We start from the raw sequence: 21790 nt of genomic DNA on the forward strand, positions 1-21790 counted from the left end.
CTGTTTTCTCGCCGTTCGGCATGGGAGGGCCCTTTCGCGGATAAAATCAGGGCACTTATGCACGGCTACGACGAACACGATCAGGCCAGGTGGGTGCCGGAACCGCCCGGCAACCCCGGCAGAGGCCCGTTCGAGCGCGATCGGGCGCGGGTGCTGCACAGCGCCGGGCTCCGCCGCCTCGCCGCCAAGACCCAGGTCGTCGGCCCGGGAGAGACCTTCGGCAGCGGCCAGCACATCCCCCGCACCCGCCTCACCCACTCCCTGGAGTGCGCGCAGATCGGCCGCGAGATGGGGGAGACCCTCGGCCGCAACCCCGACCTGATGGAGACCGCCTGCCTGGCCCACGACCTCGGCCACCCGCCGTTCGGCCACAACGGGGAGACGGCGCTCAACGAGGTCGCCGCCGGGTGCGGGGGCTTCGAGGGCAACGCGCAGAGCCTGCGCCTGCTGACCCGGCTGGAGGCCAAGGTCGTCACCGAGGACGGCCGCAGTGCCGGGCTCAACCTCACCCGCGCTTCCCTGGACGCCGCCGTCAAATACCCGTGGACCCGCGAGCGAAGCGCCAAGTACTGCGTCTACGACGACGACCTGCCGGTCTTCGAGTGGATCAGGGAGGGCGCGCCGGAGGGACAGGTCAGCTTCGAGGCCCAGATCATGGACTGGGCCGACGACGTCGCCTACTCCGTGCACGACCTGGAGGACGCCCTGCACTCCGGCGGCGTGGTGCTGGAGGCGATGCGCGACCCCTCCGAGCGCCGCGAGGTCTGCGCGACCACCCGCGAGTGGTACGCCCCCGACGCCGAGCCCGGCGAGCTGGAGGACCTCTTCGGCCGCCTGATCACCCAGCCGCTCTGGCCCCGCCACTTCGACCGCTCGCTCGCCGACCTCGCCGCGATCAAGGGGCTGACCAGCTCGCTCATCGGCCACTTCTGCAAGTCCGCGGAGGTCGCCACCCGCGAGGCGTACGGACCCGCCGCCGGGCGCTACAGCGCCGACCTGATCGTGCCCAGGGCCACCCGGCTGGAGTGCGCGCTGCTCAAGGGGGTCACGGCCCACTACGTGATGGCGAGCGACGCGCACAACGCCAACCAGGCCAGGCAGCGCGAGCTCATCCACGACCTGGCCCACCACATCACGCCGGGCGCCCCCGGCACCCTGGAGCCCGCGTTCAGGCTCGCCTTCACCAGGGCCGACGGCGACGCCGGGCGGCTCCGCGTGGTCGTCGACCAGATCGCCTCGCTCACCGACACCTCCGCGGTCGCCTGGCACCGCACCCTGACGGGCCGCTGACGGGCCCGGCGACAAGGACCACCGTTGACGGGCCGCACCCGGGACAGGGCATGCCCGTGTCCGGCTCCGGCGCTCCGCTCCCGGGCGGCGACGTGGACGGGCCCGCCGGGGCCCGCCGTGTCACGTTCCCGGCCTTACAGCGGGCCGGTGCGCAGCGGGATCTGCTCCGGCTCCTCCGGCTCCGGCCTCCTGGTGGGCTTCTTCGTCGGCTGTGGCTTCGACGCGCACAGGGTGAAGCAGCGGGGAGCCGAGCCGGTCCGGTTCAGCACCGTCTGCATCTCCTCCCTGGGGGAGAGCGTGGGATTTCCCTTCAGCCAGGCGTCCAGGTAGTCCCAGGGCTCGACCATGCCCCGGCGCACCCACCACATCGTGGGGGAGGTCTTCCAGGAGATCGCGAAGTAGAGGTTGCTCGCGGTCGAGCGGGCGTTGCCCGAGTTGCCGATCTGGCCCAGCAGCTGACCGGCGCCGACGCGCAGCCCCGGCCTGATCCCCAGGGCGACCTTGTCCAGGTGGCCGCCGAGGTAGCGTACGCCGTCGTCACCGACGACCGTGACGAACCGGCCCTCGCGGTCGGCGCCGCGGTCGGTGGAGGGCTTCCACCGGTTCTTGGTGTTGACCTCGTCGACCACGCCGTTCACCGGCGAGACGAACGAGCAGCCCTTGCCCGCCCAGATGGTGGTCTTGGGCAGCACCAGGAGCCTGCTCTCGTAGGTGACCGAGCAGCCCTTCACCGGGAAGGCGTAGGTGTGCTTGGAAACCTTCGGCGGCGGGACCCGCACCGGGGGGTCGGCCTTGGGGCGGTCGACCGCGGTCCGGGGGACCGGGGTCGGGGTCGCCTCGGGCATGGTCGCGGTGACCGACGAGGCCGGTGACCCGGCCGCGGACTCCGCCCCGGGGGTCGGGACGGCCGTGCCGATGCCCGCCACCCCGCCCGGCGACGCGCAGGCGCCGGTGACGAGTACCGCACCGGTCACAGCGGCCAATCGTGCTATATGCCCCGATCGCATGATCTCCACCCGCGTACATTATCGAGAATCCGCCTTTACCTTTGTAACCGACGTCCTGATTGGTCACGACCACTTCGGGAAAGTCGTCGTTCCTCCTGTCCCTCCCGTCCCGGCAGTGGCGTCCCGGCCTGCCGGAAGATCGGTACGGGAGCGGGCGCACTCGTCGCCCCTACCTGTCGGGGGGCCGGACTAGACTCGCGGCGTGGCAGGCCGGATCAGTGATGAGGACATCGCGCTCGTACGGGAGCGCTCACCGATCGCCGACATCGTGGGCGAGCACATCCAGCTCCGCAACGCTGGCGGCGGCAACCTGAAAGGGCTCTGTCCCTTCCATGAGGAGAAGAGCCCGTCCTTCAACGTGACCCCCACCCGGGGATACTGGTACTGCTTCGGGTGCGCCGAGGGCGGTGACGTCATCACCTTCGTCCGGCGCCTGGAGCACCTGTCGTTCGGCGAGGCGGTCGAGCGGCTGGCCGGACGGGCGGGCGTCCAGCTCCGCTACGAGCAGGGCGGCTACGTCCCCGGGCGCGAGCAGGGCGAGCGCATCCGCCTGATCGAGGCACACAAGGCGGCGGCGGAGTTCTACGTCTCGAAGCTGTCGGCCCCCGACGCCGCGATCGGGCGCAGGTTCCTGTCGGAGCGCGGGTTCGAGCGGGTCGACGCCGAGCGCTTCGGCGTCGGATACGCCCCGGCCGAGTGGGAGGCCCTCTCGCGGCACCTGATGGGCCGGGGCTTCACCAGCGCGGAGCTGATCAAGGGCGGGCTGGCCAAGGAGGGGCGGCGCGGCCCGATCGACCGTTTCAGGGGACGGCTGGTCTGGCCCATCCGCGACATAACCGGCGACGTCATCGGCTTCGGCGCCCGGAAACTGAACGACGCCGAAGACGGCCCGAAATACCTGAACACCCCGGAAAGCCCCCTCTACAAGAAGAGCGAGGTCCTCTACGGCGTCGACCTGGCCAAGCGCGAGATCTCCAAGCGCTCCCAGGCCGTGATCGTCGAGGGCTACACCGACGTGATGGCCTGCCACCTGTCGGGCGTGCCGACGGCGGTGGCCACCTGCGGCACCGCGTTCGGCGAGGAGCACATCAAGGTGCTCAGGCGGCTGCTGCTCGACCAGTCGGGGTCGCACGGCGAGGTGGTCTTCACCTTCGACGGCGACGCGGCGGGCCAGAAGGCGGCGCTGCGCGCCTTCGCCGACGAGCAGAAGTTCGTCACCCAGACCTTCGTCGCCGTGCAGGCCGACGGCCTCGACCCGTGCGACCTGCGCGTCAGGCAGGGCGAGGCGGCCGTGCGCGACCTGATCGCCGGGCGCGAGCCGCTGTTCGCGTTCGCCATCCGCAGCGTGATCTCCCGCTACGACGTGAGCACCAACGAGGGGCGGCTCTCCGCCCTCGACGCCGCCGCCCCGATCGTGGCCGGCATCAAGGACAGGTCCCTGCGCCAGCTGTACGCCGTCGACCTCGACCGGTGGCTGGGCTTCAACAACGAGCGCTTCGTCCTCGACCGGATCACCGAGGTCTCCGCGGCCGCCGCCCAGCCGCGCGCCCAGCGCCCCGCGGGGCCCCGCAAGGTCGCCGACCTCACCGACCCCGGCGTACGGACCGAGGCGGAGGTGCTGCGGCTGGCCGTGCAGCGTCCCGCGTTGCTCGGCCCGGGCTTCGAGGCGCTGGGGGCGGAGGCGTTCACGCTTCCCGAGCACGCGGCCCTCTACCGGCTGATCGTCGGCTCCGGCGGCACCGCCACGGCGGGGCAGGGCGGGCGCGAGTGGGTCGACCTGCTGCTCGGCGGCGCCGAGGACGCCCTGCGCGGGGTCGTCACCCGGTTCGCGGTGGAGGAGCTGCGGGCCGACCTGGCGAGCGAGGAGCGCTACGCCTCGGCCATGCTGGCGGCCCTGGAGCTCGTCTCGGTGGCGCGGGCCATCGAGCAGCTCAAGTCGAGGATGCAGCGGACCAACCCGGTCGACGAGCAGCAGGAGTACAACCGGCTGTTCGGCGAGCTGGTCGCGCTGGAACAGCAGCGGCGGGTGCTCAAGGATCGCGCCGCCGGGAGCTGACGGCGTAAATGGCATTAATATCCGGAGGGCGATTCCACCAAACCCGAATAAGGTCTCGATCCGATAATGATCGGGGCCTTACCTCCGGTGACAAAAATAGGTCTGCCATTTAGGGGACCCAATACAGCAGACTGTCTCCCGTGGGTGCATCGGTGCTGCCAAGTGGGCCGCCATCGGTAGACCAGGTGGCCGACCTCGTCACGAAGGGAAGAGAGCGCGGAAGCGTCACGGTCGATGACGTGGCCGCCGCTCTCGACAAGTCCGAGCTGCCGTCCGACGCGCTCGAACGCGTCGTCCGAATGCTCGCCGAGCACGGAGTGGAGGTCCTTGAGCCCCAGGGCGACGAGGAGCCCGCCCGGCCCGATGAGGAGGATGTCGGAAAAAGGGCTCCGACCAGCGATCTTGTCCGTATCTACCTGCGGGAGATCGGCCGGGTGCCCTTGCTCACGGCCGAGGAGGAGGTGGAGCTCGCCAAGTCCATCGAGGCGGGCCTGTTCGCCGAGGACAAGCTGACCAGCGTCGTCTCGCGCATGGTGTTCCCGGAGTTCAAGGAGCTCGCCTGGCAGGGCACGAGGGCCAAGCAGCGGCTGATCGAGGCCAATCTGCGGCTGGTCGTGTCAATCGCCAAAAGATATGTGGGACGCGGGATGCTGTTCCTGGATCTCATCCAGGAGGGCAACCTCGGGCTCATCCGGGCGGTCGAGAAATTCGACTACACCAAGGGCTACAAGTTCTCCACATATGCCACCTGGTGGATTCGCCAGGCGATCACCAGGGCCATCGCGGACCAGGCGCGCACCATTCGGATTCCGGTGCACATGGTCGAGACGATCAACAAGCTGGTACGGGTCCAGCGTCAGCTCCACCAGGATCTCGGCCGCGAGCCCGCGCCCGAGGAGATCGCGATGGAGATGGACCTGCCGATCGACCGGGTGATCGAGATCCAGCGGATCGCCCAGGAGCCGGTCTCCCTCCAGTCGCCGATCGGTGAGGAGGACTCCGACCTCGGAGACTTCATCGAGGACGCCGACGCGGTGGTGCCGATGGAGGCGGCGGCCTTCATCATGCTGCAGGACCAGCTCGACGACATCCTCGCGACCCTCTCCGATCGCGAGCAGCGCATCATCCAGCTGCGCTTCGGGCTCGCGGACGGGCATCCCCGGACCTTGGAGGAGGTCGGCAGGGAGTTCGGCGTGACGCGCGAGCGCATCCGGCAGATCGAGTCGAAGACCCTCGCCAAGCTCAGACACCCGACGAGGGCGCAGATGCTTCGCGACTACCTCGACTGATCCACGACCGCTTCGACCGCTTCGACTACTTCAACCACCTCGACCGCTTCAACCACCTCGACCGTTTCGACCGAGGAGCCACACGGCGCGGGCCCCGGGAACCTCCGTTCCCGGGGCCCGCGCCGTTCGGGGCCCGGCGTCGTCCGGGGGCCGCGCTGTTCGAGGGTCCGCGTCGTTCGGAGAACCGCGCCGTCGTGATCATCCGGGGATTCCGGTCGCCGGTCCCGCGCGTTCCGACGGTCCTGTCGCCGGTCGTCCGGAAGCCTTCGTTTCCGGGGGGCCGGGGCCGTTCCCGGCGTCGTGCGTCCCCCTCTTCGGCGCATTCGGGGCGGGCCGGGCTGTTCTCCTGACCGATACAGGCGCAGACTGGGCGGATGGAGTCGCGAGCGGCGGTCGACGACGCCGCACTCGGGCGCGAGGCGTGGTCCGTGCTCGACGCGAACTGGACGGGGTCCGCGACCGTCCCCGCGCCCGGCCTCTACCCCCACCAGTGGAACTGGGACTCCACCTTCGTCGCGATCGGCCTGGCCCGCTGGGACACCCGCAGGGCCGGGACCGAGCTGATCAGCCTGCTGGCGGGGCAGTGGGGCACCGGGATGCTGCCGCACATCGTCTTCCGTCCCGTCCACGCGGAGAACTACTTCCCCGGCCCCTCGGTCTGGCGCTCCCCCGACCATCCGGCCTCTCCCAACGCCGTGTGCACCTCCGGGCTGACACAGCCGCCGCTGCACGCGCTGGCCCTGTGGTGGATATGGCGGCACGCGGCCGACCGCGACACGGCCGTGGCCCTCGTACGGCGGATCTACCCGATGCTCGCCGCCCAGCACGACTACCTCGCCACCTCCAGGGACCTCGGCGGGGGAGGGCTGGCCGCGATCGTGCATCCGTGGGAGTCCGGGATGGACGACAGCCCCGCCTGGGACGCGCCGCTGGAGGCGCTGCCCTCGGTGCGGCACGCCTACCGGCGGCGCGAGGAGCCCTCCGACCGGCCTCCCGGCAGCCGCCACGACCGCTACATGGCCCTCGTCCTGGGCTACCGGGACTCCGGCTACGATCCGGCCTACCTGCGGGACGAGCACCCGTTCGCGGTCGAGGACCCGATGTTCAACGGGATCTGGCTCGCCTCCTGCCAGGCTCTCGCCGAGCTGGCCCCGGTGGCGGGCGCGGACGCGGGCCCGCACCGGGAGGCGGCGGAGCGGATCCGCGCGGCGCTGCTGGAGCGTCTCTGGGACGACGGCGTCTTCCGCGCCCGCGACCTGCGCGGCGAGCGGCTCAGCCCCGTCTGCACGGTCGGCTGCTTCGGGCCGATGCTCGACCGGGAGATGCCCGCCGACCGGGTCGCGGAGCTGGTGAGGGTGCTGGAGTCGGCCCGCTTCATGGGGGCCGCCGGATACCCGGTGCCGAGCTGCGAGATCCGCGCCCAGCAGTTCGACCGGTCCTGCTACTGGCGCGGGCCGTCCTGGGTGAACACCAACTGGCTGTTGCGGCGGGCGGCGGGCGCGCACGACCTGGCGGGACTGGTGCGGGTGCTCGGCTCGGGCACCCTGCGTCTCGTACGGCAGGCGGGCTTCCGCGAGTGCTTCGACCCCTTCGACGGCAGCGGGCGGGGCAGCCGGGACTTCTCCTGGTCGGCCGCGCTCACCCTCGACCTGCTGGCGGATACCGTGGAACGGTGAAGCTCTTCAATCGCATGCCCTCCGAGGTCCGCGCGGCTCTCGTTCCCGGTGACCGGGTGCTCACCTACGCCGAGGGGCCCGACGGCTACGTGATCGCCGCGGACAAGGCCCTCTATCTGGGTGGCGAACGCCTGCCCTGGTTCCAGGTGGATCGCGGGGTGTGGGACGAGGAGGGGCTCACGGTCGGCACCACCGACGGGCGGTCGCACCGGGCACTGCTGCCCGAGCCCGGCCGGATCCCCGAGACCGTGCGGGAGCGGGTGACCGCCTCGATCGTGGTCAACCAGTACGTCCCGCTGGACGCGCGAGGGGGAGTGCGGCTGGTGGCGAGGAAGACCGACGGCGATCAGCTGATCTGGGAGTTCGTCTTCGACTCCGGTCTCGATCCGCAGGACCCGGGCCTGCGCGCCCTCGCGGAGCAGGCGCTTGAGGAGACCCGCCGGAGCTTCGGCGTCTGAGAGCTCCGGAAACGCGAAAGGCCCCTGAAGGGGCCTTTCGCACCGGCGGGCCGTTCCCGGCCCGTGGGTGCCGACGGGGCGGCGGCTGGAAGGATCAGTAGGGCGCGTTGGTCCTCTGGTTGTCCGGCCAGCCGGTGCCCGTGTCGTCGTGCTCGTCGCCGTGCCAGCCGTTGGCCGAGCGCAGGAACGGCAGCCGGTTCCTGGCCACGTCGCTCACCTTGGTCCTCGCCACGCCCGTCGCCTTGGAGACCTTGGCGCCCATCAGGCCCGCCGTCTCCTGCACCGAGGGGTTGTCGGAGACCCGCTGGGCCAGCCGCTTGATCTGCTCGTACCGTTCCCGGCCGGCGCGGCTCCCCAGGATGTAGCCGACCGCGAACCCCACCCCGAGCATCAGTCGATAACGCATGTCCACCTCCACAAGCATGTTCCGCGGACCCTGTCCTGTGATCACTCGCGGATCGCCTCGCCTCGCACCTACCCCGGAGTATCGATGCGACACACACCCATGGAGTGCGCTAATCTATTCCTGCGCCGCAAGGAACGGGGAACACCCGGCCCGACCAGCGCAAAGCGCAATCCCGTGTAGCTCAATCGGCAGAGCAGCCGGCTGTTAACCGGCAGGTTATAGGTTCGAGTCCTATCGCGGGAGCCCGTTGAAAGGCCCCGGAAGCCCCGCTTCCGGGGCCTTCGCCGTTCTTCCGGCCCGATTCGGACGGCCTCTCACGTCGCGATTCGCCGGACAAACCACGGTGAATCACAGAAAATAAGGAACGCCGCGCCCGGTGCCGCCCTGATCGCGGTGAGTGAGCCGACGCGCGGTTGCCGCGGACAACAGCGATCGCAGCGGGGAAGGGCCGCCGCGTTCAGGGCATCGCGCCGCCCGGAACGGTCGCCGTGCCCGTGAGCCACAATTGGCGGTCTTTCTGTGCTGACCTGGCGAAGGTCCCGGCGGCGTGCGCCGGATCCGATCCGCGACGTCCCCGGCCTCCCCGGTGTTCTCTGTGTCTCCGGTGTCCTCGGTGGCGTCCCCGAGGTGCCCCCGGTCGACGTGGCGGCGGCCGAGGACTATCTCAGGCTGTTCCACGCGGAGAATCCCGGGGCGGGAGTCCTGCGGGAACGCCTGCGCGAGGTCCGGCAGGAGATCGCCAGGACCGGGACGTACACCCACACCCCCGGTGAGCTGGTCTTCGGCGCCAGGGTGGCCTGGCGCAACAGCGGCAGGTGCATCGGGCGCCTGTACTGGCGCTCGCTGCGGGTGCGCGACCGGCGGCACGTCACCACGGCCGAGGGGGTCGCCGTCGAGTGCGTGAACCACCTGCGGGACGCGGCGCCGAGCCGCCGGATCCGCCCGACGATCACCGTCTTCCCCCAGGACCGGCCGGGGGCCCCGGGGCCGCGGATCTGGAACGAGCAGCTCATCCGCTACGCCGGGTACGCGACGGAGGACGGCTCGGTCGTCGGGGACCCCCGCTACACCGGTTTCACCGCGATGCTGCGCGAGCTGGGCTGGCCAGGCGGTCCCGGAAGCCCCTTCGACGTCCTCCCGCTGGCGATCTCGGTGGGGGACGGGCCGCCGCTGCTGTCCACGATCCCCGGCGACGCCGTGCTGGAGGTCGCGCTCTCGCACCCTGCCCACCCGTGGTTCGAGCAGCTGGGACTGCGCTGGCACGCGGTACCGGTCATCTCGAACATGTGCCTGGAGATCGGCGGGGTCTGCTACCGGGCGGCCCCGTTCAACGGCTGGTACATGGGCACCGAGATCGGCGCCCGCAACCTGGCCGACACCGACCGCTACGACCTGATGCCGCTGATCGCCAGGCGCATGGGGCTGGACACCGGGAGCGACCGCTCGCTCTGGCGGGACTACGCGCTGGTGGAGCTGAACGTGGCGGTCCTGCACTCCTTCGAGCGGGCGGGGGTGACGATGACGGACCACCACACCGAGGCCAGGCACTTCCTGATGCACGTGGAACGAGAGGAGAAGGAGGGACGGGTCTGCCCGGCCGACTGGACCTGGATCGTCCCTCCCATTTCGTCCTCGGCCACGCCGGTCTTCCATCGCTACTACGAGGACCGGCTGCTGTCGCCGAACTTCGTCCACCATCCGGACGCCCTGGCGCGTGCACTCGGTCACTGGACTGCAACGGGGTGTTAATCCGGAGGAAACGTACCGGCGATGCACTTGCAGTGACCCACCTCGTGGTGGGGCGCACCTAGGGTTCCGCCGCCGCCGACGCCGGGCGTCACGACCGTGAGGCCGCAGGCGTCGGCGCGGGACTGGTCCGAGAGGTGCAGGCGGCCGCGCGGCCGTTCCACGGCGGGACAAAAGCCCGGGAGGCCGGCCGATCCCGGCTGCCCTCCGGCCGGGTTCCGAGCTGATCGGAGCTCCATGCACTGGCACCCGTCCGCTTCCGACCCCGCCCGCCAGGGCCCTTCCGGCGCCGCGCCCTCGGGGCCCTCGGGGCCCGACCGGTACGGCCCCGAGGCCCGCTTCGCCGTCGACCGCGAGGCCGAACTGCCCACCACCAACTGGGAACGCGAGGTCGCCTGGGCCCTGGAGGTGGGCCTGCAGGGCGCCGACTCCATCGTCGACCGGCGCATCCCGACCTTCTCCCGGGGCGAGCTGCCGCACTTCGCGGGGATCAACACCTTCCTCAAGGCCCCGTACGTCGAGGACGTGCGGCGCTGCGGCGCGTACGACGTGGCGATCATGGGAGCGCCCTTCGACGGCGGCACGACCTACCGCTCGGGCACCCGCTTCGGCCCGCAGGGCATCAGGAAGATCTCCGCCCTGTACGGGCCCTACAGCTTCGAGCTGGGGGTGGACCTGCGCGAGTCGATCACGATGGCCGACCTCGGGGACGTGTTCACCATCCCCGGCAACATCGAGAAGACCTTCGACCAGATCTCCAAGGCCGTCTCGCACGTCTACTCCAGCGGGGCGTTCCCGGTCGTCCTGGGCGGGGACCACTCCATCGGGTACCCGACCGTGCGCGGCGTGGCCGAGCACCTGTCGGGCAACCTCGGGATCATCCACTTCGACCGGCACGTGGACACCCAGGAGACCGACCTCGACGAGCGCATGCACACCACGCCGTGGTTCCACGCGACCGACATCCCCAACGTGCCGCCGCGGAACCTGGTGCAGATCGGCATCGGCGGCTGGCAGGCACCCCGGCCCGGGGTGAAGGTCGGTCGCGAGCGCGGCACCACGATCATGACGGTCACCGACTGCGTGGAGATGGGCATCGAGGCGGCGGCCGAGCGCGCGCTGGAGGTGGCCTGGAAGGACGCCGAGGCCGTCTGGCTCTCCTTCGACGTCGACTGCCTGGACGCCGCGTTCGTCCCCGGCACCGGCTGGCCGGAACCCGGCGGCTTCCTGCCGCGCGAGGTCCTGAAGTTCATCCAGATCATCGCCGACGCGGCGCCGCTGGCCGGGATCGAGGTCGTGGAGTGCTCGCCGCCCTACGACAACGCGGAGATCACCTCGCTGATCGCCACCCGCGTCATCTGCGACACCCTCGGCTGCCTGGTCCGTTCCGGGCACCTGCCCGCGAGGAAGGGAGCCTCCTGATGCTCCGCCGCCCGCTCGTCACCCTCCGCCCGCTCGGCCCGCCCGGCCCGCTCCGTTCGTTCCGGCCGGCTTTCTCGCTTCGCCTGCTCGTCCCGCTCCTCCTGCTCGCCGCCTGCGCGGCGTGCGCGTCCGCTCCGGGAGGGGCCGCCGAGCCCGAGGCCTCCGGCGGGAAGAAGACCCTCACTCTGGGCTTCTCCGCCTGGCCCGGCTGGTTCCCCTGGCAGGTCGCCCAGGAGAAGGGGCTGTTCGCCAAGAACGGCCTTGAGGTCGAGCTGAAGTACTTCGACAGCTACACCGACAGCCTGACCGCGCTGGCCACCGGCAACGTCGACGCCAACAGCCAGACGCTGAACGACACCCTCGCCTCGGTGTCCGGCGGGGCGAAGCAGACGATCGTGCTGGTCAACGACAACTCCACCGGCAACGACCAGATCATCGCCAGGTCCGGTATCTCCACGGTGGCCGACCTGAGGGGGAAGACCGTCGCGGCCGAGCAGGGGACGGTCGACCACTACCTGCTGCTGCTCGCGCTGCGGAAGGCCGGGCTCACCGAGAAGGACGTCACCTTCAAGCCGCTGCCGACCGACGCCGCCGCCGCGGCCTTCAAGGCGGGCCAGGTGGACGCGGTCGGCGTGTTCGCGCCCTTCACCACCACCGCCCTGGAACTGCCGGGCTCGACGGCGATCGCCACCTCCAAGGACTTCCCCGGGGCCATCCCCGACCATCTGGTGGTGGCCGCCCCGCTGGTCGCCGAGCGGCCGCAGGAGGTGCAGGCGCTGGTGAAGACCTGGTTCGAGACCCTGGAGTGGATGGCCGCCAACAAGGCCGACGCCACCGCGATCATGGCCAAGCGGGCGGGGGTGAGCGAGGCCGACTACGCGGGCTACGACGCGGGGACCACGATCTTCTCCCTGGAGGACAACCTCGCCGCCTTCGAACCCGGTGACACCGGCGACCACCTCGACAACCAGGCCGCCCTGATCGCGAAGTTCCTCGTCGACTCGGGCCTGGCCGACACCGAGCCCTCGCTGGACGGCCTGTTCGAGCCGAAGTTCGTCAGGAGTCTCAAGCCGTGAGGACCTTGAGGCGTGTGAGCGCCGCGAGAACGGGAGCGCCGACATGGAGACGACGCCGGGCGACGACCGGTTGTGGCCGGGGCGGGTCCGGCTCGCCCTGCTCGCCACCCGGAAGGTCGAGGCCCTGATGAGCGCGCGGACCGCCGAGCCCGTCGCGTCCCCCGACGCGGGGCGGCGGGACTGGGAGCCGCTGCCCCGGCGTTCTGACCGTCCGGGACGCCTCCGGAGACGGCTCCCCGGCCCCGGCTCCGACCCGTCCGGTGGGAATCGGCCGGTCGAAGGGGAAGGACTGGGTGCGGGAAAAGGGCCGGTCGCGGGGGAAGGCCGATCCGATGGGCGGGGACGGTCAGGTGGGCAGGGCCCGTCCGTCCGGGCCCGCTGGGGCCTGCGGGTGGCCTCGGTGCTGTTCCCGCTCGCCCTCTGGGCCGCCGCCAGCTCGGCGGAGCTGGTCGACCCCACCTTCCTGCCCTCCCCGCTGGCCGTCCTGGAGGCGTTCGCGGAGATGCTGGGCACCGGGCAGCTGCTCGACGACACCCTCGCCAGCCTCGGCAGGGTCGGTGCCGGGTTCGGGCTGGCGGTGCTGATCTCGGTGCCGCTGGGCGTCGCGATGGGCACCTCGGCCGTGGCGCTGGCGCTGCTGGAACCGGTCGTCGGCCTGCTCCGCTACATGCCGGCCGCCGCCTTCATCCCCCTGCTGATCATCTGGCTGGGCCTCGGAGAGCCCTCCAAGATCGCGATTCTCGTGCTGGGCGTGGTGTTCTTCAACACGCTGATGGTCGCCGACGCCGTACGGCGGGTGCCCGGCGAGCTGGGCCAGGCCGCGGCCACCCTCGGTGCCCGGCGCGGTGAGATCCTCAGGAAGGTGACCTGGCCGTACGCGCTCCCGGCGGTCGTGGACGCGGGGCGGATCAACGCCGCCGCCGCGTGGAACTTCGTGGTGGTGGCCGAGCTCATCGCGGCCGAGTCGGGGCTCGGCTACCGGATCGTCCGGGCCCAGCGGTTCCTGCAGACCGACAAGATCTTCGCGGTGCTCATCGTGATCGGGGTCGTCGGCCTGCTGATCGACGTGGCGCTGCGCGTCCTGCGCGACCGTCTCGGGAGGTGGGTGGTGTGAGGTCCGTATCACTGGTGCCGGGGTCCGTGTCACGGGTGCCGGGGTCCACGTCACGGCTTCCGCGTGATCCGGGCGGCCGGTCCCGGAGGTGGACGGCATGACCCTCGTGTTGCGCGGCGTGGCCAAGGACTACGGCACCACGCGCGTCCTGGACGGCATCGACCTCTCGATGGAGCCGGGCGAGTTCGTGTGCGTGGTCGGGGCGAGCGGCTCGGGGAAGTCGACGCTGCTGTCGTTGATCGCCGGGCTCACCCCGGCGAGCGCGGGATCCATCTCGCTCGCAGGGGAACCCGTCACGGGCCCGGGGCCCGAGCGCGGGCTGGTCTTCCAGTCGGGCGCGCTGTTCCCCTTCCTCACCGTCGCCGAGAACGTGGCCTTCGGGCTGCGGCTGCTGCCGATCTCCCGGGCGGACCGGGAGCGGCGGGTCCGCTGGTATCTCGGCGAGGTCGGGCTGTCGGCCCTGGCGGGCGCGCTGCCCCGGCAGCTGTCCGGCGGGCAGCGCCAGCGGGTGGCGATCGCGAGGGCGCTGGCGTGCGAGCCGGCCGTACTGCTGCTGGACGAGCCCTTCGGGGCGCTGGACGTGCAGACCAAGGAGGACATGCAGCTCTTCCTGCGCGAGGTGTGGCGCGACACGGGCACGACCGTGCTGATGGTCACCCACGACGTGGAGGAGGCGGTCCTGCTCGCCCAGCGGGTGCTCGTCTTCGCCTGCGGTCCCGGCAGGGTCGCCGCCGAGGTCCCGATCGGCCTGCCCGCCTACCGGGCCCTCACGGTCAAGCGGACCTCCTCCTTTCTGGGCCTGCGGGCCACGGTCGAGGATCTGGTCCGCTCCCACATGCTGACGCCGGAGAGGGAAAAGGTGTAGAACGATATTCTGTGGCTCTCCGGGCGGGTGTCCCGCCGGGCTTTCGAGGGGGATGCGGGATGGTCGATCCGGTGCTGTCGTCGATCGAGCGGGGCGTGCTGACGCTGACGTTCAACCGCCCGGACCGGCTCAACGCCTGGACCGACGAGATGGGCCGCCGCTACTTCGACCAGCTGGCCGACGCGGAGAAGGACCCCGAGGTCCGGGTGATCGTGGTCACCGGCGCGGGGCGGGGCTTCTGCGCCGGCGCGGACTTCCGGACGCTCACCGCCCTGCAGGACGGCTCCTATACGGGGCAGCCCGACCCGCGTCCCACCACCTTCCCGACCACGATCCGCAAACCGATCATCGCGGCCGTCAACGGTGCCTGCGCCGGGCTCGGGATGGTCCACGCCCTGCTCTGCGACCTGGTCTTCACCGCCGACGAGGCCAAGTGGACCACCGCCTTCGCCCGGCGCGGCCTGATCGCCGAGTACGGCATGTCGTGGGTCCTGCCCCGCCTGGCCGGTCAGGCCAAGGCCATGGACCTGCTGCTGTCGGGCCGTACCTTCACCGGTGCCGAGGCGTACGAGCTGGGCCTGGCCGGCCGGTCGGTGCCGGGGGAGAGGCTGATGGAGGAGACGCTGGCCTACGCCCGCGAGCTGGCGACGCACAGCTCCCCGGCCTCGATGGCCGTGATCAAGCGCCAGGTGTGGGGTGACTGGCAGCAGAGCCTGGAGGCGTCGGAGCGGGCCGCGACACGCCTGATGGCCGAGTCCTTCGGCCGGCCGGACTTCGCCGAAGGCGTCGCCAGTTTCGTCGAGCGCCGCGCCCCAGGCTTCCCGCCCCTGTGAGTGTCGCCGACTTCGTCGACGCCGCGCCCCCGGTCTGTCCCCGCCCCTGTGAGTGCCGCCCGCTTCGTCCAGCGCCGAGCCCCCGGCTTGTCCCGCCCCTGTAGGTCCTGCGGGTCCCCCGGCGGCCTTCCGTGCCGTCGAGCACGCGACACCGCCGGGCACGCAACGCCGCAGGGATGCCGGGGTGGGCCGGTTTCCGGCGTGAGCACCGCGAAGGTGTCCCCGGATCAGACGGGCGGTTCTCCGGTCACGAGCACCGCGAGGCCGTCGAGGATGCGGTCCATGCCGAAGACGAACTCGTCCTCGGGGCCGCTGGACATGTCGAAGACCCGGGCCCCGAGAAGCTCGTGGATCTCGGGGAAGCGCTCGGCGTCGGTGAGCCTGGCGAGCGCCTGGCCGTAACCGGACAGCATCTCCTCGTCGGTGACCTGGGAGGCGTCGAAGGCCTCCTGGAGATCGGCCAGGAGCGCCACCTCGGTCCTGACGAAGCCGTTGACCAGCAGCAACGCCGCCATCTTCGTGCCCGGGTCGAGCCCGGTGCCGCGCAGGCAGCGCAGCCCTGCCTCCAGCCAGGCGACGTGGTTGGGCATGATCCCCGGGCCGGTGATGGGGATGCGCAACGACCAGGGGTGCCGCTGCAGGGCGGCGCGCATGGTGGCGCCCCACCGGTGGACGCCCTGCCGCCAGTCGTCGCCCGGCTCCGGGAGCCGGGGAGGCGGGCCGAGCACCGCGTCCGTGATGAGCGCGAGCAGGTCGTCCTTGGCGGAGACGTAGCGGTAGAGCGCCATCGTGGAGACGCCGAGCTCGGCGGCGATCTTGCTCATCGAGACCGCGGCGAGCCCATCGGCGGAGCCCACCCGCAGGGCCGCCTCCACGATGTGCTCCAGGCTCAGGGTGCGCTTGGGCCCCTTGCCCGGCCGCTCGCGCAGACCCCAGGCGATCTCCACACTCTCCGGCACTTCCATCGCGCTCCCGGCCTTGACCGTCCTTTCCCGCGAGTGTATACCTTACGCAATACCGCGTATGCCATAAACAGTAGAGCGTACGCCATACACAGGAGGGACAGTGGAACCAGCGATAGAGGTGTCCGGCCTCACCAAGTCCTACGGCCGGGTCGCCGTCCTGACCGGCGTCGACCTGCGCGTCGCCAAGGGCAGCGTGTACGCGCTGCTCGGTTCCAACGGCGCGGGCAAGACGACGACCGTGCGTACCCTGGCGACGCTGGTCACACCGGACGCGGGACGGGCCACGGTCGCCGGTTTCGACGTCGTACGCGACCGTCGCCGCGTCCGCCGCGCCATCAGCCTGACCGGCCAGCACGCGGCGGTCGACGAGCTGCTCACCGGCGAGGAGAACCTGCGGATGATGGGCCGCCTATCCGGCCTGTCACGCGGCGGGGCCCGCCGCAGGGCGGCCGAGCTGCTGGAGCGGTTCGACCTGGCCGAGGCGGGCGGGCGTCGGGTCGGCACGTACTCGGGGGGCATGTGGCGACGCCTGGACCTGGCCGCGGGGCTGGTCGGCGCGCCGTCGGTGATCTTTCTCGACGAGCCGACCACGGGACTCGACGTGCGGAGCAGGCAGGCGATGTGGGAGGTGATCACCCGGCTCACCGGCTCGGGCACCACGGTCCTCCTGACCACCCAGTATCTGGAGGAGGCCGACAGCCTGGCCGACAGGATCGCGCTGCTCGACGGCGGGCGGGTGGTGGCGGAGGGCACCGCCGACGAGCTCAAGGCGAGGGTCGCCGCCTGGCGGCTGGACCTCGTCCTGGCCGACGCCCGGTCTTTCGCCGACGTGACGCGCCTCCTCGGGGCGCGTGCCGTCCACGCCGACCCCGGTCGGCTGACCGTCGGGGCGGCCACGGACGGGAGCGCCGCGGAGATCCGTGCCCTGCTGGACGAGGTGGACCCGGGGCGTTCGGCGGTCGAGAGGTTCACCGTGCGGGGCGCCACGCTCGACGACGCGTTCCTCGCGCTGACGGACAGGCAGCTGACGGACAGGCAGCTGGCGGACAGGCAGCTGGCGGACAGGGAGCCGATGAGCAGGGAGCCGATGAGCAGGGAGCCGACGGACGGGGAGACGACGAGCGGGGAGCGGGCCGGTGTCTGATCTCGTCGCCTGGCCGGTGATGACCGGCCGTGCCGTCCGCCTGTCGCTGCGCAACCTCGACGCGCTGCTCACCTCGTTCCTGATGCCCGTCCTGGTCATGCTGCTGTTCGTCTACCTGTTCGGTGGCGCGATCCAGACCGGCGTCGACTACGTCACCTACGCCGTCCCCGGCATCCTCGTCATGTGCGCCTCCTACGGCGCCTCCCTGACCGCGGTCGCCGTCAGCCAGGACATGAGCCGGGGGATCGTCGACAGGTTCAGGTCGATGGACGTCGGCGGCGGGGCGTTCCTGGGCGGGCACGTGGCCGCCAGTACCGTGCGCAACCTCACCTCGCTCGTCATCGTGTTCGTCGTCGCGTTCCTGCTCGGCTTCCGGGCGGAGGCGGGCCTGTCGGGCTGGGCCGCGGCGGTGGGCGTCCTGGTGGTGTTCGTCCTGGCGATCTCCTCGGTCTCGGCCGTGGTCGGCCTGCTGTCCAGGACGCCGGAGGCGGCGGGCGGCTTCACCTTCCTCGTGATGTTCCTGCCCTACCCGAGCAGCGCCTTCGTCCCGGTGCACACCATGCCCGCGTGGCTGCACGGGTTCGCGGAGAACCAGCCGGCCACCCCGATCATCGAGTCCGTACGCGGCCTGCTGCTCGGTCAGCCGGTGGGCGGCGATCCGTGGAAGGCGCTGGCCTGGTGCGGCGGTTTCCTGCTGGTCTCGGCGGCCCTCTCCGGCAGGCTGTTCCGCCGCCGCGCCCGCTGAGGTGGTGGGGGCGCGACCCCGCCCGTACGGAAGGAGACCACCGGGCCCCGGCGAGGCGGGCCCGGTGGTCTCCGGCGTCGGGGGACACGGGCGGGCGGGGTGGTTTCGGGGAAGTTCGGTGACCGGGCCCGACGAGCCGGCCACAGAGCCCGGATGCCCGGAGCCCGGATGCCCGGATGCCCGGAGCCCTGATGTCCGCCAGGCTCAGGACGACCCGGCTCAGCTGACCAGGGTGAGCCAGTGCGGCGCGTCCCCGAAGGGGGCGGTGCGGGCGGTGACGGCGTCCATCAGCCAGGCGGCCGAGGCGCGGGCGTTCTCCACCACGCCGGGCGGGTAGGCGTACTTGACCCGGTGCTCCTCGAACTCGTCCTCGTCGTCCAGGAAGACCCGGCTCGCGCGGCCCTTGAGCAGGTTGCGGCGGGTCCGGATCACGTCGAGGTCCAGGTCGACCATGGTGACCTCGCCGTCGCTCCACTCGGGCACCGTGGAGATGTCGCAGTAGATCTCGTGCTTGTGCGGGGCGGCGTTGAAGGCGGCCGTCCACCAGGCGTCGCGGGGGAAGAGCATCACGAACGGATGCGGCCAGGCGACCGCGGGACCGTCGCCCTTGTGGCCGCTGGAGTCGGCCACGCAGCCCGTCCACACCCCGTGCTCGTCCTCGCCGAGCAACAGGCCGCGGTGGTGCCAGTGCAGTGACCCGTCGTACTTGCGGTAGACCACATTCACACTCTCATAGGACATTCCCCGACACTAAGGCTTGACAGAGATCTATGTATTTCCTACCTTCTAAATAGGTTAAGAGTGTCAGTGAGAAGCCCCGGCTGGCTGACCGGCAACCCTCGCACCGCGGCGGGGTGCCCCCGGGGGAGACCAGGCGGCACGGTGGGCGTGCCGCAAGCGCGGACCCCTTCACAGGGGTCACCGAGACATGCCCGGGAGTGCCACATGTCGAAGACCAGCACACTGAACCACGCGAGCCCCGTCGACCTCGACACCCACGGCCACTACCGGCCCGGTGGCAGGCCCGGCCCGCGTTACCCCTTCCAGGGGCGCGTCGGCACACCCGCCTTCCCCGCGGAGCCGGGCCGCTACCACCTCTACGTCGCGGCCGTCTGTCCGTACGCCCAGCGCGCGGCCATCGTGCGCTCCCTCAAGGGACTCCAGGACGTGGTCTCGCTCTCCTACGTCGACGACGAGCGCGACGGCCGCGGGTGGGCGTTCCGCGAGCGGCGCGGCGCCGACCCGGTCAACGGGTTCACCGTCCTGCGGCAGGCGTACGAGGTGACCGAGCCCGGCTTCGACGGGCACGTCTCGGTGCCGGTGCTGTGGGACAGGACGACCGGCCGCATCGTCAGCAACGACTTCCCCGACATCACGATCGACCTGGCCACCCGGTTCGGCGGCGACCCCGACGCCGACCTCTACCCCGAGGAGCTCAGGCCGGAGATCGACGAGCTCAACACGAGGATCTACGAGATCGTCAACACGGCGGCGGGCCGTGTGGCGGCGGCCACCACCGAGACCGCGTACACCGAGGCGCGCGCGGCCGTGGTCGCCTTCCTGGACGAGCTGGACGACCGCCTGGCCGACCGCAGGTTCCTGTTCGGCTCGGGGATCACCGAGTCGGACGTGCGGCTCTGGCCGACCCTGCTCCGCTTCGACCTGAGCGACAACCCGGCGGCGAGGATCAGTGAGCGCCCGCTCACCGCCTTCCCCAACCTGTGGGACTACGCCAGGGACCTGTACGCCCACCCCGCCTTCCGCGAGAACACCGACTTCACCGTCATCTCCCCGGCGAAGGGCGAGACCGGCGCCTGGCGGATCCCGGTCGAGCCGCTGCATGCCGACTGGGACCAGCCGCACCGCAGAGCCGCCGTATGAGCGCCTCGATCGCCGTCGTCGGAGCCGGGCCGACGGGCACCTGCCTGGTGGAGCGCATCTGCGCCAACGCCACCGACCTGCTCGGCTGGCCGTCGCTGGACGTCCACGTGATCGACCCCCACCCGCCGGGCGGCGGGCGCGTCTGGCGCCACGACCAGCCGGACCTGCTCTGGATGAACTCCGCCGCCGCCGACGTGACGCTCTTCACCGACGAGTCGGTGCGCTGCGAGGGGCCGATCCGCCCCGGGCCCACGCTGGCCGAGTGGCTCGGCGGCGACCCCGGCGGGTTCGCCTCCCGCCCGGCGCAGAACGGCTACCTCTCCCACGTCTTCCGGCACGCGGTGGCGAACGCGCCACGCGGCGTCCGGGTGCACGTGCACGCCGCCCGCGCCGTCGACCTCGCCGACGTCCCGGGCGGGCAGGTGGTGAAACTGGAGGACGGCCGGACGATCGAGGCCGACGCGGTGATCCTCGCCCAGGGACACGGCGACGTGACACCGACGAGGGAGGAGGGCGAGCTGGCCGGTCTGGCCGCGCGCGGCGGGCTGCGCTACCTGCCCACCGGCTACGCGGCGGACCTCGACCTGGACGCCGTCCCCGCCGGGGAACCGGTGCTCATGCGGGGGATGGGCCTCGCCTTCGTCGACCTGATGGTGCTGCTCACCTCGGGCCGGGGCGGCCGGTTCGTGCGCGAGTACGACGGGGAGCTCGTCTACCTGCCCAGCGGGCGCGAGCCCCACATGCGCGTGGGGTCGCGGCGCGGCGTGCCGTACCACTCCAAGACCGGTTACCCGTTCACGGGCACGCGCCCGCCGGTGCCGCGTTTCCTCACCCGCGAGGCGCTGGGCGAGGGGCCGTGGAACTTCCGCAAGGACGTGTGGCCGCTGGTCGCCAAGGAGCTCGCCTTCGCGTACTACCACGAGCTCGTCACCGCCCACCCCAAGCGCGTCAAGCGGGGCTGGGCGGAGTTCGAGGAGGGTTTCGCCGCGGAGGAGTGGCGCAGCCTCGGGATGCGCAAGCTGATCCGCGAGACCGTGCCCCGGCATCTGGACCGGCTCGACTTCGACCGGCTCGACCGGCCGCTGGACGGCATCCGGTTCGGCGACCAGGCCGGGCTGCAGAAGTGGATGCACGGCTATCTCGCCGCCGACCTGCAACGACGCTCCGACCCCGCGCACAGCGCCGACCACGCGATGATCCTCGGGCTGCTCTCCGTCCACGGTGTCCTCGCCGAGCTGGGCATCTCCGACCCGTGGTTCGCCGGGTTCTTCGGCTACGTCGCCAGCGGCCCGCCGGGACCCCGGCTGGAGGAGCTGCGCGCCCTGGCCAGGGCCGGAGTGGTCACCTTCCTCGGCGCGAACGTCAAGGTCGACCACCACGACGGGCGCTGGCGGGCACAGACCCCCAGCGTGCCCGGCGGCGTGACGGCCACCACCCTCGTCGAGGCGCGGCTGCCCGCGCCCAGCGTGAGCCGGGCCGTCGACCCGCTCGTCTCCGCGCTCCGCGACCGGGGCGAGCTCGACGAGGAGTCGGGCCTGGTGAACGTACGGCCCGCAGACCGCCGCCTGCTCGACAGGTCCGGCACCCCGCACCCCCGCAGGTTCGCCTTCGGTCCCTGGGTCGTCGGCGGCCGGGCCACCGGCGGCTTCGCCAGGCCCCGCCTCAACGCCCCGCTCTTCCGCCACGCCGACGCCCTCGCCCGGATCGTGCTGTCCGAGGCCGCCGGAACCCAGATAAGACGGCACGTCGCATGAAGCGCTCCGGCCGGTACGCCGTACCGGAGCCCGCAGCACAGAACCAGGTAACAGGAAAGCGCA

Annotated in this window: 19 protein-coding genes, 1 tRNA gene and 1 riboswitch; of the genes, 16 read left to right on the forward strand and 4 right to left on the reverse strand. The window is 71.5% G+C overall.

Going from position 1 to position 21790, the window contains the following annotated elements; genetic code table 11:
• Positions 1 to 57: 57 nt before the first annotated feature.
• A complete protein-coding gene (locus ACSC1Q_RS33905; RefSeq protein WP_436762791.1) occupies positions 58 to 1290 on the forward strand; it encodes a deoxyguanosinetriphosphate triphosphohydrolase in 1233 nt (410 codons plus the stop codon).
• 134 nt (positions 1291 to 1424) lie between these two features.
• On the opposite strand, the gene ACSC1Q_RS33910 is transcribed toward ACSC1Q_RS33905, so the two are convergent.
• Entirely contained in the window at positions 1425 to 2264 is an 840-nt protein-coding gene (locus tag ACSC1Q_RS33910) for a M23 family metallopeptidase (protein ID WP_436762792.1), read from the reverse strand.
• Positions 2265 to 2499: 235 nt separating this feature from the next.
• On the opposite strand from ACSC1Q_RS33910, the gene dnaG reads away from it, so the two are divergent.
• From dnaG to ACSC1Q_RS33930, 4 genes are all read left to right on the forward strand, one after another.
• Positions 2500 to 4353, forward strand: coding sequence for a DNA primase (gene dnaG / locus ACSC1Q_RS33915; protein ID WP_436762793.1), 1854 nt, complete (start codon positions 2500 to 2502; stop codon positions 4351 to 4353).
• A gap of 152 nt (positions 4354 to 4505) precedes the next feature.
• Positions 4506 to 5642: an RNA polymerase sigma factor RpoD gene (rpoD, locus tag ACSC1Q_RS33920; RefSeq protein ID WP_436762908.1), complete on the forward strand. Its 1137-nt coding sequence runs from the start codon at positions 4506 to 4508 to the stop codon at positions 5640 to 5642.
• Between the two features lie 374 nt (positions 5643 to 6016).
• A complete protein-coding gene (locus ACSC1Q_RS33925; protein WP_436762794.1) occupies positions 6017 to 7318 on the forward strand; it encodes an MGH1-like glycoside hydrolase domain-containing protein in 1302 nt (433 codons plus the stop codon).
• Positions 7315 to 7776 (forward strand): hypothetical protein, encoded by a 462-nt coding sequence (locus ACSC1Q_RS33930; RefSeq protein WP_436762795.1) that lies wholly within the window; start codon positions 7315 to 7317, stop codon positions 7774 to 7776. Before ACSC1Q_RS33925 ends, ACSC1Q_RS33930 begins: the two co-directional genes overlap by 4 nt.
• Before the next feature lie 94 nt (positions 7777 to 7870).
• On the opposite strand, the gene ACSC1Q_RS33935 is transcribed toward ACSC1Q_RS33930, so the two are convergent.
• On the reverse strand, positions 7871 to 8182 hold the full coding sequence (locus ACSC1Q_RS33935) for a YtxH domain-containing protein (protein ID WP_436762796.1): 312 nt from the start codon (positions 8180 to 8182) through the stop codon (positions 7871 to 7873).
• Positions 8183 to 8352: 170 nt separating this feature from the next.
• On the opposite strand from ACSC1Q_RS33935, the gene ACSC1Q_RS33940 reads away from it, so the two are divergent.
• The 7 genes from ACSC1Q_RS33940 to ACSC1Q_RS33970 all read left to right on the forward strand — a co-directional run bounded on the left by ACSC1Q_RS33940 (position 8353) and on the right by ACSC1Q_RS33970 (position 15238).
• A tRNA-Asn gene (locus ACSC1Q_RS33940) sits at positions 8353 to 8425 on the forward strand.
• 384 nt (positions 8426 to 8809) lie between these two features.
• Positions 8810 to 9931, forward strand: a complete 1122-nt coding sequence (locus ACSC1Q_RS33945; protein ID WP_436762797.1) for a nitric oxide synthase oxygenase — start codon at positions 8810 to 8812, stop codon at positions 9929 to 9931.
• A gap of 234 nt (positions 9932 to 10165) precedes the next feature.
• Positions 10166 to 11350 (forward strand): agmatinase family protein, encoded by a 1185-nt coding sequence (locus ACSC1Q_RS33950; RefSeq protein WP_436762798.1) that lies wholly within the window; start codon positions 10166 to 10168, stop codon positions 11348 to 11350.
• Positions 11350 to 12426, forward strand: coding sequence for an ABC transporter substrate-binding protein (locus ACSC1Q_RS33955; RefSeq protein ID WP_436762799.1), 1077 nt, complete (start codon positions 11350 to 11352; stop codon positions 12424 to 12426). The genes ACSC1Q_RS33950 and ACSC1Q_RS33955 overlap by 1 nt, the downstream gene beginning before the upstream one ends.
• A 43-nt stretch (positions 12427 to 12469) precedes the next feature.
• Positions 12470 to 13540, forward strand: coding sequence for an ABC transporter permease (locus ACSC1Q_RS33960; RefSeq protein ID WP_436762800.1), 1071 nt, complete (start codon positions 12470 to 12472; stop codon positions 13538 to 13540).
• A 97-nt stretch (positions 13541 to 13637) separates the two neighbouring features.
• Positions 13638 to 14405 (forward strand): ABC transporter ATP-binding protein, encoded by a 768-nt coding sequence (locus ACSC1Q_RS33965; RefSeq protein ID WP_350977277.1) that lies wholly within the window; start codon positions 13638 to 13640, stop codon positions 14403 to 14405.
• Positions 14406 to 14464: 59 nt separating this feature from the next.
• A complete protein-coding gene (locus ACSC1Q_RS33970; RefSeq protein WP_436762801.1) occupies positions 14465 to 15238 on the forward strand; it encodes an enoyl-CoA hydratase-related protein in 774 nt (257 codons plus the stop codon).
• Positions 15239 to 15465: 227 nt separating this feature from the next.
• Here ACSC1Q_RS33970 and ACSC1Q_RS33975 read toward each other — a convergent pair whose 3' ends face one another.
• Complete coding sequence (locus tag ACSC1Q_RS33975) at positions 15466 to 16203, reverse strand: TetR/AcrR family transcriptional regulator (RefSeq protein WP_436762802.1); 738 nt, start codon at positions 16201 to 16203, stop codon at positions 15466 to 15468.
• A 100-nt stretch (positions 16204 to 16303) separates the two neighbouring features.
• On the opposite strand from ACSC1Q_RS33975, the gene ACSC1Q_RS33980 reads away from it, so the two are divergent.
• Both ACSC1Q_RS33980 and ACSC1Q_RS33985 read left to right on the forward strand, forming a co-directional pair.
• The gene (locus tag ACSC1Q_RS33980) at positions 16304 to 17347 is read left to right on the forward strand and encodes an ATP-binding cassette domain-containing protein (protein ID WP_436762803.1); all 1044 of its coding nucleotides are present in this window, start codon (positions 16304 to 16306) and stop codon (positions 17345 to 17347) included.
• A complete protein-coding gene (locus ACSC1Q_RS33985; RefSeq protein WP_436762804.1) occupies positions 17340 to 18092 on the forward strand; it encodes an ABC transporter permease in 753 nt (250 codons plus the stop codon). The genes ACSC1Q_RS33980 and ACSC1Q_RS33985 overlap by 8 nt, the downstream gene beginning before the upstream one ends.
• Positions 18093 to 18311: 219 nt before the next feature.
• Here ACSC1Q_RS33985 and ACSC1Q_RS33990 read toward each other — a convergent pair whose 3' ends face one another.
• A complete protein-coding gene (locus tag ACSC1Q_RS33990) occupies positions 18312 to 18833 on the reverse strand; it encodes a DUF402 domain-containing protein (protein WP_436762805.1) in 522 nt (173 codons plus the stop codon).
• A 52-nt stretch (positions 18834 to 18885) separates the two neighbouring features.
• Positions 18886 to 18998: riboswitch (SAM riboswitch) on the forward strand.
• Positions 18999 to 19037: 39 nt separating this feature from the next.
• Between ACSC1Q_RS33990 and ACSC1Q_RS33995 the strand changes: the two genes are divergently transcribed.
• Positions 19038 to 19973, forward strand: a complete 936-nt coding sequence (locus ACSC1Q_RS33995; protein WP_436762806.1) for a glutathione S-transferase C-terminal domain-containing protein — start codon at positions 19038 to 19040, stop codon at positions 19971 to 19973.
• Positions 19970 to 21727 (forward strand): FAD/NAD(P)-binding protein, encoded by a 1758-nt coding sequence (locus tag ACSC1Q_RS34000; RefSeq protein WP_436762807.1) that lies wholly within the window; start codon positions 19970 to 19972, stop codon positions 21725 to 21727. The genes ACSC1Q_RS33995 and ACSC1Q_RS34000 overlap by 4 nt, the downstream gene beginning before the upstream one ends.
• The last annotated feature ends 63 nt before the right edge of the window (positions 21728 to 21790 follow it).

It is taken from the genome of Streptosporangium heterodermiicola (assembly GCF_051390675.1).
GTDB lineage: Bacteria > Actinomycetota > Actinomycetes > Streptosporangiales > Streptosporangiaceae > Streptosporangium.